Source organism: Rufibacter sp. JT20002 (assembly GCF_056491185.1).
The window spans coordinates 517,106-532,776 of record NZ_JBSZJY010000002.1; the positions used below are offsets into that span (position 1 = coordinate 517,106).

General features: G+C 47.3%; 14 protein-coding genes. 3 read left to right on the plus strand and 11 right to left on the minus strand.

Translation table 11 applies throughout. The features are described 5' to 3' along the window. Positions 1-162: 162 nt before the first annotated feature. The 3 genes from ACW9SV_RS11690 to ACW9SV_RS11700 all read left to right on the plus strand — a co-directional run bounded on the left by ACW9SV_RS11690 (position 163) and on the right by ACW9SV_RS11700 (position 3,420). On the plus strand, positions 163-1,746 hold the full coding sequence (locus tag ACW9SV_RS11690) for a peptide MFS transporter (RefSeq protein WP_479556946.1): 1,584 nt from the start codon (positions 163-165) through the stop codon (positions 1,744-1,746). Positions 1,747-1,895: 149 nt separating this feature from the next. After that, a complete protein-coding gene (locus ACW9SV_RS11695) occupies positions 1,896-2,720 on the plus strand; it encodes a glycoside hydrolase family 25 protein (RefSeq protein ID WP_479556947.1) in 825 nt (274 codons plus the stop codon). Positions 2,721-2,826: 106 nt separating this feature from the next. Next, positions 2,827-3,420 carry a hypothetical protein gene (locus ACW9SV_RS11700; protein WP_479556948.1) on the plus strand — a complete coding sequence of 198 codons (594 nt, stop codon included), beginning with the start codon at positions 2,827-2,829 and terminating at the stop codon, positions 3,418-3,420. A 111-nt stretch (positions 3,421-3,531) separates the two neighbouring features. On the opposite strand, the gene groL is transcribed toward ACW9SV_RS11700, so the two are convergent. The 11 genes from groL to ACW9SV_RS11755 all read right to left on the minus strand — a co-directional run bounded on the left by groL (position 3,532) and on the right by ACW9SV_RS11755 (position 15,643). After that, on the minus strand, positions 3,532-5,175 hold the full coding sequence (groL, locus tag ACW9SV_RS11705; RefSeq protein ID WP_479556949.1) for a chaperonin GroEL: 1,644 nt from the start codon (positions 5,173-5,175) through the stop codon (positions 3,532-3,534). Between the two features lie 48 nt (positions 5,176-5,223). Further along, entirely contained in the window at positions 5,224-5,511 is a 288-nt protein-coding gene (locus ACW9SV_RS11710) for a co-chaperone GroES (protein WP_479556950.1), read from the minus strand. 316 nt (positions 5,512-5,827) lie between these two features. Continuing rightward, positions 5,828-6,220 carry a preprotein translocase subunit SecG gene (gene secG, locus ACW9SV_RS11715; RefSeq protein WP_479556951.1) on the minus strand — a complete coding sequence of 131 codons (393 nt, stop codon included), beginning with the start codon at positions 6,218-6,220 and terminating at the stop codon, positions 5,828-5,830. A gap of 7 nt (positions 6,221-6,227) precedes the next feature. After that, positions 6,228-7,799, minus strand: a complete 1,572-nt coding sequence (locus ACW9SV_RS11720; RefSeq protein WP_479556952.1) for a hypothetical protein — start codon at positions 7,797-7,799, stop codon at positions 6,228-6,230. Positions 7,800-7,917: 118 nt separating this feature from the next. Further along, positions 7,918-8,454 carry an LPS assembly lipoprotein LptE gene (gene lptE / locus ACW9SV_RS11725; RefSeq protein ID WP_479556953.1) on the minus strand — a complete coding sequence of 179 codons (537 nt, stop codon included), beginning with the start codon at positions 8,452-8,454 and terminating at the stop codon, positions 7,918-7,920. Next, positions 8,441-9,712 (minus strand): sigma-54 interaction domain-containing protein, encoded by a 1,272-nt coding sequence (locus ACW9SV_RS11730; RefSeq protein WP_479557383.1) that lies wholly within the window; start codon positions 9,710-9,712, stop codon positions 8,441-8,443. Before ACW9SV_RS11730 ends, lptE begins: the two co-directional genes overlap by 14 nt. Positions 9,713-9,812: 100 nt before the next feature. Further along, positions 9,813-11,246 carry a tRNA (N6-isopentenyl adenosine(37)-C2)-methylthiotransferase MiaB gene (gene miaB / locus ACW9SV_RS11735; protein WP_479556954.1) on the minus strand — a complete coding sequence of 478 codons (1,434 nt, stop codon included), beginning with the start codon at positions 11,244-11,246 and terminating at the stop codon, positions 9,813-9,815. Between the two features lie 136 nt (positions 11,247-11,382). Beyond that, entirely contained in the window at positions 11,383-12,024 is a 642-nt protein-coding gene (locus ACW9SV_RS11740; protein ID WP_479556955.1) for a hypothetical protein, read from the minus strand. Between the two features lie 262 nt (positions 12,025-12,286). Further along, complete coding sequence (pabB, locus tag ACW9SV_RS11745) at positions 12,287-13,579, minus strand: aminodeoxychorismate synthase component I (protein ID WP_479556956.1); 1,293 nt, start codon at positions 13,577-13,579, stop codon at positions 12,287-12,289. Between the two features lie 225 nt (positions 13,580-13,804). Beyond that, a complete protein-coding gene (locus ACW9SV_RS11750) occupies positions 13,805-14,539 on the minus strand; it encodes a zinc ribbon domain-containing protein (RefSeq protein WP_479556957.1) in 735 nt (244 codons plus the stop codon). A 6-nt stretch (positions 14,540-14,545) separates the two neighbouring features. Next, positions 14,546-15,643: a Nif3-like dinuclear metal center hexameric protein gene (locus ACW9SV_RS11755; RefSeq protein ID WP_479556958.1), complete on the minus strand. Its 1,098-nt coding sequence runs from the start codon at positions 15,641-15,643 to the stop codon at positions 14,546-14,548. Positions 15,644-15,671: the final 28 nt, after the last annotated feature.

Below are 15,671 nucleotides of genomic sequence, written 5' to 3' on the forward strand. Positions count from 1 at the left end.
ATTTATAAAAAAACTAACGAATGTTAGCCTTTTTGCTGAACTTTCTTGGAATGATATCTGCTGTGCTTCTTGGGGTTTGTCCTTGTAAGGCTATAGTGGTATATTTACCTTTTATAGGAAACCTACGCGTTCTAAAACAAACAACATCTTAATTATTCATCTATGTCCCAAAGAGTTCATCCGCTTAATGACCAAGTCAGTAAGCACAATATTCCCTACGGAGAGCATCCGGTAGAACTGGAAAGCGGTCACCCCCCTGGGCTTTTCGTTCTGTTCTTCACTGAGATGTGGGAGCGTTTCAGCTATTATGGAATGCGCGCGCTTTTCGTTCTTTTTCTAACCTCAACAGTGGCCAACGGCGGCTGGGCCTGGGAACGGGACGAGGCCTTGCGTCTTTATGGTATCTACACCGGTCTGGTTTACTTAACGCCCATCATTGGGGGCTACATCGCCGATAAATTCCTGGGGTATCGTATGTCTATCATCCTCGGGGCTTTATTGATGACACTGGGCCACGCCAGCATGGCCATGGAAACCGTGTTCTTCTTCTACGTGGGCCTTGGGCTCATCATCTTAGGAAATGGGTTGTTCAAACCTAATATCTCCTCTATGGTAGGGCAATTGTACACCAAGAACCCTGGAAAAAAAGATGCTGCCTATACCATCTTCTACATGGGGATCAACTCAGGTGCTTTCTTAGGAATTCTGCTTTGCGGGTACATTGGCGAGAAAGTGGGCTGGAGCTGGGGCTTTGGTCTGGCAGGTATCTTCATGCTGTTTGGCATGCTGCAGTTTGCCTTCTCCAAGAAGTTGTTCGGAAACATAGGCTTGGCAACTAAAAACCAGGTAGCCACCAGCGCTGAAACCGAGGTGAAAGCCGCCGAGGAGCCTGCACACGTGGTGAGAGACAGAATCATTGTGATCTCAGTACTGGCTTTCTTTGTGATCTTCTTCTGGATGGCGTTTGAGCAGGCAGGTGGTTCCATGACCATCTTTGCGGCGGATTATACTAACCGGGTACTGGTAGGCAGCAGCGGTATTATTTTTAAGTGGGCCAATGCTATTCTGGTGGTAGTGCCTATGATGATTTTAACCGCTGTTTTAGGCAATCTGTTCAGACAGACGTACAAGAACATTCCTTTCTCTAACCTGTTTCTGGGCTTGAGCTTTGTGATTATCTGGGGTATCATCATCTGGATGTTGAGAAGAGAATTCACTTCAGATGCCACCGAAGTACCTGCTTCCTGGTTCCAGATCCTGAACTCTTTCTTTATTATCTCCTGTGCGCCAATCTTCTCTAAAATCTGGGAAAGCCGTTACAACCCATCAGGTCCGGTGAAATTCGCCATTGGTCTTTTCCTTTTAGGACTTGGTTTCGGGATTCTGGCCTATGGCGGGCTTTCCATTCCGCAGGGTGCCAAAACCGCTTCGGTGAGCATGATCTGGTTGATTTTAGCCTACTTTTTCCATACCATGGGTGAACTGTGCATCTCACCGGTGGGCTTGTCTTACGTGAGTAAGTTATCGCCTCCTAGATTGGTGGGGCTGATGTTCGGGATCTGGTTTATTGCGAACTTCGTGGCCAACTACCTAGCTGGTTTAACCGGTAGCTTCATTGACCCGATCATTGAGAACTATTCCATCACCGTCTTCTTCCTAATTTTCACCATTCTGCCTATGCTGGCAGGTCTGGTTATGTTAGGTTTGAACGGAACCCTGAAAAAGAAAATGCACGGCATTACTTAATCTGCCCTGCTTTACAAAGGAAAGCCTCTGCCCATCTGTTGGCAGGGGCTTTTTTGTTTTAGCGCCAAAGGGTCTTAAAAAATTGGTAAATTTGTAGAGAGTTGAAAAAGCTGTCACCGCAGCTACCGTTGGATATTTAAGTTAGGTCTGTGGCCACACGCAAACGTACCGGAAATGCTTCCCGCAAGAAACCTGCTGCCCAAGGCACCTGGTGGAAACCCTTGTCTTTAGGAATAGGGGCTTTCCTGGTTTTGTGCCTGGCCATTGAATACTTCAAGGAAGGTGGAAGATTGGCTTTCCTACGGCATAAAGTAGAAGAGGCAACCCAGACCAACACCGTCTCCACCTTCAGCCCCGCCGGATACGAGGTGAAAGGCTTGGATATTTCCCACCACCAGCGGCAGATAGATTGGAAAGCGGTAAAAGCCCAGAAGATTAAATTCGCATTCATCAAAGCTACGGAGGGGATCACCCATAGTGATAGATTCTTTGCCCGGCACTGGCGCCAAGCCAAGAAACATGATGTGCTAAGGGGAGCCTACCATTTCTTCCTCCCGGCCCGTGACCCTGAATTGCAGGCTAAAAGCTTCTTGAAAAAGGTGAAACTGGAAGCGGGTGATTTGCCACCCGTGATTGATGTAGAAGTTACCAACCACCAGTCTGATGAAGAGATACGGGCTGGTGTGCAGCTTTGGCTAGACATGGTAGAGGAGGAGTACAACCTCAAACCCATCATCTACACCAATTATGCTTTCTACAAAGAACATCTGGAAGGGTATTTTGACGATTACCCGTTATGGATTGCCCATTATAACCCCGATAAAAGTCACCAGTTGGCAGACAGAAAATGGGCTTTCTGGCAACATACGGAGACCGGGAAGTTGAAAGGTGTGAAAGGCAACCTGGATCTTAATGTGTTTAACGGAACGATGGAAGATTTATACAATCTATGCTATGAGCCCGATGCTTTATAATCTTTCCTGTATTGCATTTTAACTTTTATTGAATCTGTATTTAGTTAAAGAATAGAGTTTTAGGGGAAAAGGAATATGCATAAATTGCTAATTCTAATCTAAATCCATGAAACCCTTTATTAAAAAAGTACGATTGCTAGTAGCAATGCCCTTCCTGTTTTTGTCCTGTGAAGTTGTAAAAGATGATGTAAAACCAAGCGAACCCGTAATAGAAGAAGGAGTTACCTACCTGATTAATTCTGGCGCCCATGAAACCACTAACCCCTTCCAAGGATTAAAAACGAATTCGCTTAAGTTTGAGGTGAAGTTTGATTCAACCGCCATTTACTCCACCAAGGATCCCTCAAATCAAGCCGACATCAACAAACTTTACGGCATGTCTGACTGCGGTACGTTCCATCACCAAAACAGTGCCCGGTTCGGGTGGCGCTGGTATAACAGCCGCTTAGAGTTGCACGCTTACTCGTACAGCGGCGGCAAAAATACCTCGTCCTTCATCTCCGCCATTGACCTGAAGAAAACCTACACCTGTGAGCTGAACCTAACTGATTCTAAGTACGTCTATAAAGTAGGAGAGAAGACGATTGAGCATGCGCGCGGTTGCAACGGAGAGGGAGTAGGCTATCAATTGTATCCTTATTTCGGGGGAGATGAGACCGCACCGCACGAAATCAAGATTAAGATCAAAGTCCTGAAGTAGTGGCTGATTTGCGTGCTTTTTCTTTAAACTAGCCAATAAACAAGTTTATAAAAGAAAAGGCCCCGGTACCTACCGGGGCCTTTTTATATTTAAGCGTGTTTTGAGAGCAGATTACATCATGCCACCCATGCCGCCCATGCCACCTGGCATTCCGCCACCGGCTGCAGCACCAGCTTCTTCCGGCTCATCTGCGATCACGCACTCAGTAGTCAGCAACAAGGCAGCTACTGAAGCAGCGTTCTCCAATGCAAGACGAGTTACTTTAGTTGGGTCAATGATACCAGCCGCGAACATGTTCTCGAACTTGTCATCACGGGCGTTGTAACCGTAGTCAGCTTTACCAGCACGTACTTCGTTTACAATCACTGAACCTTCGCCACCAGCGTTTGCCACGATGGTTCTCAAAGGAGCTTCCAAGGCAGTGCGGATAATCTGCACACCGGTTTTCTCATCTTCGTTGCGAGTATCAACATCTTCCAGAGCATCCAGAGCGCGGATAAGGGCAACGCCGCCACCAGCAACGATACCTTCTTCAACGGCAGCTCTAGTAGCGTGCAAGGCATCATCCACGCGGTCTTTCTTCTCTTTCATTTCAACCTCGGTAGAGGCACCAATGTAAAGGATAGCAACTCCGCCAGACAATTTAGCCAAACGCTCTTGCAGTTTCTCTTTGTCGTAGTCAGAAGTAGTTTTCTCAATCTGAGCTTTGATCTCATTCACACGAGCAGTGATGCCGTCTTTTTCACCACGACCATTCACGATAGTCGTGTTGTCTTTGTCAATGATGATACGCTCAGCCTGGCCTAAGTAGTCCAAAGTAGCGTTATCTAATTTGTAACCACGCTCTTCGGAGATCACTGTACCACCAGTCAGGATGGCGATGTCTTCTAACATAGCTTTTCTGCGGTCACCGAAACCTGGCGCCTTCACAGCAGCAATTTTTAAGGATCCACGCAGTTTGTTTACTACCAGGGTAGCAAGGGCTTCGCCGTCAACATCCTCAGAAATGATCACCAACGCTTTACCAGTTTGTACCACTTGCTCCAATACCGGAAGCAATTCTTTCATGGTAGAAACCTTCTTGTCATAGATCAAAATGAAAGCGTTCTCAAACTCAGCTTCCATTTTCTCTGGGTTGGTCACGAAGTAAGGAGACAGGTAACCGCGGTCAAACTGCATACCTTCTACAGTTTTCACTTCAGTCTCAGTACCTTTTGCCTCTTCTACCGTGATCACACCGTCTTTACCAACTTTGTCCATCGCATCAGCAATCATCTGACCGATTTCGCTGTCGTTGTTGGCAGAGATAGTACCTACCTGGGCAATTTCAGAAGAGTTCTCGATTTTCTTAGATTGAGCTTTCAGGTTCTCAACCACTTTGTGAACGGCTTTGTCAATACCGCGCTTCAGGTCCATTGGGTTGGCACCTGCTGCTACGTTTTTAGAACCGGCAGTGTAAATAGCCTGAGCCAATACAGTGGCAGTAGTAGTACCGTCACCAGCCATGTCAGCAGTTTTGGAAGCTACTTCTTTCACCAGTTGAGCGCCCATGTTCTCTACGGCGTCTTTCAATTCAATTTCTTTGGCAACTGTTACACCGTCTTTGGTGATGCTAGGAGCACCAAATTTTTTGTCGATGATTACGTTGCGGCCTTTAGGGCCTAAAGTTACTTTCACGGCATTCGCCAAAGTGTCCACGCCTTTTTTAATCTTATTGCGGGCGTCAATGTCGAAAGTGATGTTTTTAGATGCCATAGTTTCTTGTAATAGATTATGGTTGTTGATGTGAATTAAAAGGGATGATTAAAGAACGGCCAGGATGTCTGATTCTTTCATGATCAGGTAATCTGATCCTTCTAAAGAAATCTCGGTGCCCGCATATTTACCATAAAGAACCTCATCGCCAGTTTTTACTGTTGGCTTTTTGCCTTCTCCGTCTTCGGTTGATACCGCTACTACCGTACCTTTCTGTGGTTTTTCTTTGGCAGTGTCTGGGATGTACAATCCAGATGCAGTTTTTTCTTCCGCAGGAGCTGGCTCTACAATTACTCTGTTAGCAGTTCCAGCAATTGGTTTGATGTTTAATGCCATAGGTTTGTTATGATATTAGGTTAAGTTAACGAATATGCTGGGAGTTTTACCTCCCATGACGCAATGCCTATTAGCGATTCCTGTGCCAACTCCTCTTTTCTGCCAAACTTGCCACTTTTTGTCAGTTTTTACCCAAAGAAGTAGGCAAGGAGACTGACAGGCGGCTTACCTTGGGCTAAAATTTTGTCAGGTAAAAAATGACGAAATTTCATTTTGGGGCGCTTTTGCCAAAAAAGCCTTTAAAGCGGCAGAAAAAAAAGAGTCCGGTCTAGAAAAGACCGGACTCCAATAAAGGGTTGTTCAGTATCGGCTTTGATTACTGATTTGCTGAGTCTCCAGCAGCAGGTGTGGCAGCCGGTGCTGGTGTGGCAGCGCCCGGAGCAGCGTTTTGCTGTGGAAGAGCTGGGGCAGCAGGGGCAGGGGCCGGAGCGGCCTGACCCGCGCGTTGCTCGTTGATGGTGCGGTTATCTGCGCCTGCACCGTCATTTACAATAGTATGGGAAGCCAAGGTCAATACAATAATACCGATCGCGAAACCCCAGGTCAACTTCTCAAGAAGGTCGCCGGTGCGTTTAACGCCCATTAACTGGCTGGTGCCACCGCCGCCAAACTGGCTGGATAATCCGCCTCCTTTGGAGTTTTGGGATAATACCACCAAAACCAACAGCACGCACAGGAAAATAATAACGCTGATCAGAGCAATGTACATAATTGGACTATTCGTTTCTTAATTTATCAATTTGTTCGGCAAAGTAACTCTTTTTTTCGGGAATCTTCACTATAAGTTGTTCATAAATTTTGATGGCCTTCTTGCCTTTTCCCTGTTTGATGAAGATGAGGGCAAGGTTTTCAGACACAAGGGTTTTCTTGATCTTTGAACTTTTAGCCGACAGGTCTTCCTGGGGCTCGTTGTTCAGTTGGGCATTAGCCAGCGTCTTGCGTTTAGGCGTGTTTTTCAGAAACTGGTTGATAATGTCCAGCTGTTGGTCTAGTTTGGCGGCCGGGCTTACCTCAGGCGTAGGAGTCGGAGCGCTTTTCTCTTTTACATGTTCCAGAATAAGCTCTGGCTGGAAAAAGTAAGGAGTAGCAGTGGTCAGGTCGTCTTTCAGCTGAATGCTTTCCCCCAACCGGCTAGAGCCCATCCAATAGGCCAGGTTGTTCTGGGTAAAGATAGAAAGGTAAGGATCCTGATCCGCCTCATTTGGAGAAGTCACGCCCTGTACTACTTCCGGCAGTTTCAGGGTAGGGAACTCATAGCCAGAGGTGTCATACAGGGAGTCTAGCTTAGCAATCTCCAGGTATGCACTAACTTCTTGATCCTCCGTTTCAGCTAACTCCAGACTATTGCCTTGTTCAGACTTTGGAGAAGACAACCGCTCCGCCACTTTCTCGAAATCAATGGCTGGCTCCTCCACAGAATCAAGGTCAATTAAAGAGCTAGACTCTGGATGGATTTCATCATGTGAAAGATCAATGCTGGGTGTAGGCGCACTGTAAGACGTTAAACTGCTAATCTGAATTAATTCCAGCAGCTCATCCAGGTTGTCGTCTTCTTCTGATAAAGTTACGTCTTCCTGAAGTTCTTCCTCCTCCTCTGTGGAAGGGGCATCTAAGCTATTCGCTGGTGCTTCCTCAAGAACAGGTTCATGTGTTTTAGAAGCAACTACCTGTTCTTCAATATAGTTAAACGATTCTTCCTGAATTGATCCTTCATTAATAACCGCCTCCAAGTTTGTCTCTCCTGGAAGTTCGTCTACAGTTACTTCTTCGGAAAAATTGAAGGCAGGCTCTTCCGCTTCAACTGGAATAGAAGATTCAACGGTTTCTTCTGGTTCGACTTCAGAAGAATCTATTGCTTCTGCTTCTGGTATTCTAAAGGCTTCTTCCTTTTCAGTTTCAAGTTCCTGAACTACAAGGTTTGCCTCTTCAGGTAGAAACTCTTCATTGAATCCGTTTTGGGGCTCTTCTGCTAAAACGGGTGCTAAAACAGAGGGAGAAGCTGGTGCTGAAATATTAACTGCTTCCGCTTCCTCCAATACCACCTCCTCTACAGCAGGAGGAGCGTACACTAATTGTTTTAAAAGCTGTCGGTTAGAGACGTGGGCGGCGGCCCTCCTAAGTTTTTGAGTGGAAAGCATGCTCCCGCGATCATGGGCCGCTTTGGCCAACAGAACATGGGCAGTCTGGCAATACGGAAAAGACACCACCAGACGCTCCAGGTCTTCAACTTCCTGGTCTTGAATGGGGGCAACCTGCCGTACAATATTAAGAAACGCCGCTTTGTTCATAGAACGCTGGTTTGCCTTGTCATGGACCTGGCAAATACAAATTACTAGTTAAAAAGGAATCACAGGAGAAAGGCACTGAAAAGATTGTTTCCAGTGCCTTTTAGTTCTGCAAAGATACTTACCAATTCGCTACCGTTTTGGTAAAAACGCTGTAAATAATGCGTTCTGTGATTTGCCTGATCTGCGATTGGTTTATCTGGTTGATATCCAGGGTAGGAGGAAAGTCAGCAAACCCGGAAAAACTTTGGTCAAAGTTGTTTGCCGGATTTTTTGTGTCTGTATAGTTGATCTGGATCACAATAGTCAGGCGGTTGGCTCCCGCCTGGTCTAACCCGGTGTTGCTACCCGCGGTCGTTGTGCTACGCTGGATTGCCGCCGGACTAAAGGTGTAGCTCATGATCTGACCTTCAATCTGCAAATCCCCTGCCTGCGGAAGAATACGTAAGGTGGTGTTTCGTTGAAAGTAATCTTTGAAGTCTTCAGTGACAAACTGCTGTAAGTTAGAAGGTCCCTGGCCCGCAGCGTTACTGAAGTTGGTGATGGAAATAGTTTTCACCTCGGGCGACAGGTTCACGCCAGAGAAGGAATAACAACCGCCCAAAAATAACGGAAGGCAGAGCAGGAGCAGGTACGTTAAGGGTTTATAAGTCTTCAAGGTCGTATTGTTTTAGTTTGCGGTAAAGCGTGCGTTCAGAAATACCCAGGTCCTTCGCGGCATACTTGCGTTTGTTCCCGTGTTTCTTTAACGCTTTCAAGATCATTTCCTTTTCCTTGTGCTCCAAAGAAAGACTTTCTTCTTCGGTTTCATGGGAGATGTCTTCCACTTTATCCTCGTATTCCTCGGGCTCTTCCACGGAAAGCATGTATCCGTCGCGCCGGTCGGGTGCCCTGTACACGGGTTGCGGATCAATGGGCCGCATCTCTTCAAACAAATGCCGGTTGGCTTTCAGAAGTTCCGCGTCTTCCTGTTGGTGCGACAAGAGGTCAAAAACCACCTGCTTCAGGTCGTTCATGTCTTTGCGCATGTCAAAAAGAACTTTGTAAAGCAGGTCGCGTTCAGAGATCCCGCCAGCGACGTCTGCGGGGGCATTGGGGTGGAATAAAGCCGGTAATTGGTTTTGCTGTTCGTGCGGCAGGTACTTGCGCAGGGTAGCCCCGCTGATTTCGCGGTCGTATTCCAACACGGAGATCTGCTCCACAATGTTTTTCAACTGCCGGATGTTACCCGGAAACCGATAGCGCAATAGCTCCTGTACCGCATCGGGTTGCAGGGTAATGGGCTTCACATGGTATCTTTCAGAGAAGTCGCTGGCAAATTTACGGAACAGGAGATGAGTGTCTTCCCCGCGTTCGCGTAAAGGTGGTACGTTGATAGGAACGGTGTTCAGACGATAGTAAAGGTCCTCGCGGAACTGCCCGCGCTCCACCGCCTGCATCAGGTTTACGTTGGTGGCAGCTACCACCCGCACATCAGTTTTCTGCACTTTTGAGGAACCCACCTTAATAAACTCGCCGTTCTCTAGCACGCGCAGTAAACGGGCCTGCGTTCCCAGCGGCATTTCGCCAATCTCATCCAAAAAGATGGTTCCGCCGTTAGTGACCTCAAAGTAGCCTTTACGGGCTTCGGCGGCCCCGGTGAAAGAGCCTTTCTCGTGCCCGAACAACTCAGAATCAATAGTCCCTTCTGGAATAGCGCCGCAGTTGATGGCAATGAACTGACCGTGTTTGCGGGGGCTCAAGTGGTGAATGATCTTAGAGAAAGATTCTTTCCCGCTTCCGCTTTCCCCGGTAATCAGGACAGTCATATCGGTAGGAGCCACCTGCACCGCCACCTGGATGGCATAGTTCAGCAAAGGCGAGTTCCCGATGATGCCAAACCGCTGCTTCACAGATTGTATTTCAATATCGCGCATGCGTTCAATTTGTAGGTGTGAAAAGGTGAAGATTTGGGAATGCTGTTGAAAAGCCATGGAGGAGATTTTTTTTATATCTCCTCCATTACAAATTTTCAGATTAAAGTACCGGCTCCCCAAACAAAGTGCCAACTGAGCAGTCGGTGATGAGCACGTCTACGTAGTCGCCCTTCTTGAAATGCATCTTAGGGAAGATCACCACCTTGTTCTGGTCGTTGCGGCCGCTGAGCATCTCATCTGAGCGCTTGGAGAAGTTCTCTACCAATACTTTTTGCACCTGGCCTACAGCCATTAGGTTACGCACGTGTGAGTAATGGCGCTGCTTGTCAATGATTTCCTGTAGCCTACGCTTTTTGGTTTCCAACGGAATATCATCTTCCAGTTTACGGGCCGCCAAGGTGCCCGGACGCTCAGAGTAAAAGAACATGTAGGCGTAGTCATACTGCACATAGTCAATCAGTGACAGCGTGTCTTGGTGTTCTTCTTCGGTTTCAGAGCAGAAACCGGCAATCATATCGGTGGAAATACCACAGTCCTCTCCTAAAATCCGGCGGATGGCATCTACGCGCTCCATATACCAGGCACGGTCATAGGTACGGTTCATCAACTCCAACACCCGTGAGTTTCCGCTTTGGGCCGGTAAATGGATGTACTTGCAGATGTTGTCGTACTTCTTCATAGTGTACAACACGTCATCTGTGATGTCTTTGGGGTGGGAGGTGGAGAACCGTACCCGCAGGTCTGGGCTGATGAGGGCTACCATTTCCAGTAACTGGGCGAAGTTCACCCGCTCGGTACCGTCTTCAGAAGCCCATTTGTATGAGTCCACGTTCTGACCTAATAAAGTCACTTCTTTGTAGCTTTGATTCACCAGTTCCTGGGTTTCGCGTACAATAGAGTGGGCATCACGGCTCCGCTCACGGCCCCTGGTAAAGGGCACCACGCAGAAAGAGCACATGTTGTCACAGCCGCGCATGATGGAAACAAAGGCACTTACGCCGTTGCTGTTCAACCTAATGGGATTAATATCGGCGTAAGTTTCCTCACGGGAAAGAAGCACGTTCACTGCTTTCTGTCCGCCGTCAACCTCGTTGATGAGTGAAGGGAGGTCACGGTACGCATCCGGGCCCACCACCAGGTCTACCATTTTCTCTTCTTCCAGCAGGTTTTTCTTAAGACGCTCGGCCATACAACCTAGCACACCCACTACCAACCCCGGCTTCTTCCGCTTCAGGTGCTGCAATTGGGTTAACCGATGGCGCACCGTTTGTTCGGCCTTCTCCCGGATAGAGCATGTATTCAATAACACCAGGTCTGCGTTGTTCACTTCAGAAGTGGTGTCAAAACCGGCTTCAAATAGAATTGAGGAAACGATCTCACTGTCAGAGAAATTCATCTGGCAGCCGTAGCTTTCAATATAGAGTTTACGCTGACGTCCGGTGTTTGAATCAGTGGTTACTTTGGTATCGCACGCGGCGGCTTGCTCTGGCGTGCGGTTATCAATAAAGTCTAAATCCAGGATGGGTGCGTGCATAGCAATTTCTTTAAAACACAAATGTAAGTATATTCATGTGCTTATGACAGAATGGCAGATTATTTTTTAACACAAAAGCGCCTGCTTCTTAAGAAACAGGCGCTTAAAAGAAAGTAGGAGTTTTTATTTGGATTGCTTATTTGCTGGAGGTGACCTTTTGCAGCACAACCTTCAGAGGGCCGCTGGTGGCTTCTCTCAGGCAAAGGATCCCATAAGCCGTTTGGCCGGGTTCAATTGTCTTGGCCATGATGTTATTTCCTACCAATTCTTTGCGCATGTTGGCATTGGCGGAACTGGCCACAATCATGTTACCACCTGCAATGAAAGGACCGGTAGGGATGAAGGTAGCTCCGCTTACATTACCAGAAGGATCCTGGGTGCCGCCTACAGAGAAGTTAAGTAGTGCATACAACAGGTAAATAGGAACGGGCTGTTTAATGAGTTTTGCGGCCAACTCTGGTTCCATGGGCATGAGAACACGATCTCCCATCATAAAGCGGCATTCCTGCCCCACCGAGATTTTGGAAGCCGAGTTGTTTTCGATTTTCACAGCCACCACTTTGATGGCATTTTTCAGTTCGCGCTTTACGTATTTCTTGTTGCCCCGCAGAGAAAGGCCGTCATACACATAGGAAAGACTTAGATTATCCTCTGCTGACGTTTCTTTAAAGCTGTACTGAAGCGTTTCAGGACGAATAGACTTATAGGAAGACGCACAACCTCCTAACAGAGTTGACAGGGCAAGGCCAAGCCCCAAAAGAGTAGAACTTTTTTTCATGTAATAATTAATAAAGGGTTGTATAAGGTGGGTTTAGGTAAAGCGCGTAGAATTGTGACGCTAATATATTGTAAATAATTATATTTTGTAGAAGATGCCGAATAGGAATATTTAAGAAGCTACTCTCAGGAGGCAAATGGAAATATCTGGATTTTTATATGTTTAAAGCCTATTTTGAGAAAGTCAGTCTTAAAACTAAATAGCCTTTAAAGGACCAAAGGAATTCTATACGTTTAGGAATAGTGCAAGCGAGGGATTCTGCTCATGAATTCTCCAATACTTTCCTGATGGCTGCCGCTTTAAGAAGACATTCCTGATATTCCTGCTCCGGGTCTGAGTCATAGGTGATGGCACTTCCAACCTCAAAGGACAGGTAGCCTGTCTGTCCATTGTACTGCAGACTCCGGATCACAACATTGAAATCAAAATCACCATTGGGCAGGAAGTACCCCAGTGAGCCCGAGTAAAGGCCGCGTTTGGTTTTCTCGTATTCCTCAATCAATTGCAAAGCCCTAATCTTAGGCGCACCCGTCATGCTGCCCATCGGAAAAGCGGCTTGAAGGATCTCTACCGAATTCACCTTGCCTTCTACCTGGCCCGTCACCGTGGAAATCATTTGCCAAACATATTGGAAACCGTACATGCCAAATAACTCCTCTACCTGAACAGTTCCGGTAAGGGCTACCCGGTTTAAGTCGTTGCGGACCAGGTCAACGATCATCATGTTCTCGGCCTGCTCTTTCTCACTTGTGGCCAATAACCGCTTCTGCTGTTCATCTTGCTCAGGGGTTGCGCCTCGCCGGATAGTGCCTTTAATTGGCTGAGAGATAAGCTGGTTTCCTTTTCTCTTCAAAAACCTTTCTGGGCTGGCACACAAGAGGTAACGATCTTGGAGTTTAAGAAAGCCTGCAAAAGGAGTAGGAGAGGCCTGGTTCAGTTTCCAGAAGAGCGGCAAAGGATCTAAGGTCACGTTTTCCGCATAGAACTCCTGGCAATAATTCACCTCGTACACATCGCCTTCAAGAATATGCTGCCTAAGGTTTTCAACGGTACGCAGGTAATCTTCCTTGGAGACCCGTGGTACGGTTTCAATCCCTTTTTCAGAAAAAGAGCGTGAAACCTCAATGTCATTTATAGCTCGGGCAATTGTTGCCGGATCATCGGTGCTGGAGAAGATGGTAACACCATCACTTTGCCAGATAAGCCAGGTTTCGGGTAGAAAGAAGTAGATTTCCGGAAAACCGATCTGATCCGGGTGGTGGCTGTAAAGTTGCTCTAACCCATTCTTGAGGTCATAAGTCAGAAAGCCGAACAATGGGACGCTTCTTTCCAACTTCAGCGCATTCCTCAACGAATGCCAGGAGGTAATATCCTCCTCGCTTTTTTGGCGGTGCATGCCTAGCATCTTCTCAAAAGAGCCATGCCGGTATCCAATTTGGTTTGGTTCATAGTACGCCACCACCTCGTTGTGCTGTGCTGCCCACGTTAACGCCTGCTGTTTCCATTGGATATCAGAAACGGGTAGTTGAGAAAAAGGCAACGTGAGGTGAAGCATGGTAGGTTTGTAAAACAGCCGACAAATATAAGCAGATTTAAGGAGCCAATCATTTCGCAGAGACTCACAATCCAAGGGCACGGATTTGAAGCTGTTTTTAGGAAAGAAGGGCAAAAACGGAAAGCTGATCTTGGGGCACTTTCCTGAAAGGAAACCTAAACTGTTGGGCACAAAAAAAGGATGGCTGTCACACCATCCTTTTACTTTATAAACCAGTTTGTCTGTTTACGCGATAGCTTTTTGCTCTACGTCAGCTAAGATACGGCCGCAGTGCTCGCAAACAGTGATTTTCTTGTGCGCGGCAATATCTGACTGGCGTTGCGGGGGAACGGTGTTGAAGCAACCGCCGCAGGCATCACGCTTCACCGTTACCACGGCCAAGCCGTTACGTACGTTTTTGCGGATCCGGTTGTAGGCGAAAAGAAGGCGCTCTTCAATGTGCTTCATGGCTTCTTCCTTCTCCTCGTTTAGTTTGCGCTCGTCTTCCTCGCTCTCGTTCACCATCACCTGCAGTTCTGCATTCTTGGTGTTCAGGTCTTTCTGACGCTCTTCTAAACGGTTTTTGGTTTCCTGGATTTCCAGGTTCTTTTGCTCTATCTGAAAATTAGCCTCGCGGATTTTTTTCTCGTTGATCTGAATCTCCAGTTTCTGAAGCTCAACCTCTTTGGTGATGGCGTCAAACTCGCGGTTGTTACGCACATTCTCCTGTTGCTCCTCGTATTTCTTGATCAGTTTCTCGGCGTCTTTGATACCTTGTTTGCGGTTGGCAATGGTTTGCTGCAACTCGGCAATCTCATCATCAAATTTGCTCACGCGTACTTGGTAGCCGGCAATCTCATCTTCCAGGTCACGAACCTCTTCAGGAAGATCGCCTCTAATTTGTAGAATTTTGTCCAATTGAGAATCTAAGCTCTGAAGTCTTAGAAGTGCATCTAACTTACTTGCTACAGTACTTTCCATGTATATTTAGCTGTGTCTAACGGGATTTGTGTGGGTATAGGACAAATCAACCGCAAAATTAGGAAAAGTTTTGGTAAGTATATCATAAAAAAGCTCCTTGGTGAAAACTTCGCTTTCATAATGCCCTACATCTACCAAGGCCATTTGCCCGTTGGCTTCAAAAAACTCATGGTATTTCAAATCAGCAGTCAGGAACACATCAGCTCCAGCGGCTTTGGCTTGCCTGATCAGAAAACTGCCTGCCCCACCACAGACGGCAATCCTCTTGATGGGTTTTTGAGGCCATGCTGTGTGCCGGAAGGTGCTAATCTGTAGCTTGTCTTTTACGTGCTGAACAAAGGCCTCAGCCGAAAGCGCTTCCTCCAGTTCCCCTACCATGCCGGCGCCTACTTCCTGGTTCTCGTTTTGCAGCGATACCAGGTAATGGGCTACCTCTTCATACGGGTGTGACGCCAGCAAGGCCCGCATGACTTGGTTCTGCTTAAAGGCGGGGAAAACTACCTCAATTTTGTTTTCAATGGTTTCCTCGGTTTTGCAGGGTTCCCCAATGTGCGGATTGGCCTGTGCCGAGGGCGTAAACCTGCCGGTGCCGGTAATCCTGAAGCTGCAGTCGGTGTACTCGCCAATTTGGCCGGCCCCGGCTTGGTGAAGGGCATCCAGCACCTTCTCGGTGTCCTCAAGGGGAACGTAGGTTTCCAGTTTGGTCAGAAGCTGGGTTTTAGGCGCAAGGATTTTGGGGTTCAAAATGCCCAGCTTTTCACAAAGTTTGGCATTGACCCCGTTATGCACGTGGTCAAGGTTAGTGTGGCAGGCAAAAATGGCGATTTGGTGCTGTAAAGCCTTCAGGATGATTTTTTCTACCGGGGTTTTACCGGTCAGGCTTTTAAGAGGCTTAAAGATCACGGGGTGGTGGGCTACAATCAGGTTACATCCTCTCTCCAGTGCTTCTTCCACTACTTCCAGGGTGCAATCAAGGGTGACTAAAACTCCGGTAACTGTTGTCTCCGGGTCACCCACCTGGAGCAAGGCGTTGTCATAGGATTCCTGATAGGCTGGGGGGGCGTACCGCTCCAGTACCTGCACTACTTCTTTAATCTTCGTCATTCTGTAGGTTTAAAGCCGTTGAAGGCAA

Bases quoted from the DNA above. Each gene is read 5' to 3' on its own strand.
- ACW9SV_RS11690 (WP_479556946.1), top strand. From the start codon at position 163: ATGTCCCAAAGAGTTCATCCGCTTAATGACCAAGTCAGTAAGCACAAT.
- ACW9SV_RS11700 (WP_479556948.1), top strand. From the start codon at position 2,827: ATGAAACCCTTTATTAAAAAAGTACGATTGCTAGTAGCAATGCCCTTC.
- groL (WP_479556949.1), bottom strand. From the start codon at position 5,175: ATGGCATCTAAAAACATCACTTTCGACATTGACGCCCGCAATAAGATT.
- ACW9SV_RS11710 (WP_479556950.1), bottom strand. From the start codon at position 5,511: ATGGCATTAAACATCAAACCAATTGCTGGAACTGCTAACAGAGTAATT.
- secG (WP_479556951.1), bottom strand. From the start codon at position 6,220: ATGTACATTGCTCTGATCAGCGTTATTATTTTCCTGTGCGTGCTGTTG.
- ACW9SV_RS11720 (WP_479556952.1), bottom strand. From the start codon at position 7,799: ATGAACAAAGCGGCGTTTCTTAATATTGTACGGCAGGTTGCCCCCATT.
- ACW9SV_RS11730 (WP_479557383.1), bottom strand. From the start codon at position 9,712: ATGCGCGATATTGAAATACAATCTGTGAAGCAGCGGTTTGGCATCATC.
- miaB (WP_479556954.1), bottom strand. From the start codon at position 11,246: ATGCACGCACCCATCCTGGATTTAGACTTTATTGATAACCGCACGCCA.
- ACW9SV_RS11740 (WP_479556955.1), bottom strand. From the start codon at position 12,024: ATGAAAAAAAGTTCTACTCTTTTGGGGCTTGGCCTTGCCCTGTCAACT.
- pabB (WP_479556956.1), bottom strand. From the start codon at position 13,579: ATGCTTCACCTCACGTTGCCTTTTTCTCAACTACCCGTTTCTGATATC.
- ACW9SV_RS11750 (WP_479556957.1), bottom strand. From the start codon at position 14,539: ATGGAAAGTACTGTAGCAAGTAAGTTAGATGCACTTCTAAGACTTCAG.
- ACW9SV_RS11755 (WP_479556958.1), bottom strand. From the start codon at position 15,643: ATGACGAAGATTAAAGAAGTAGTGCAGGTACTGGAGCGGTACGCCCCC.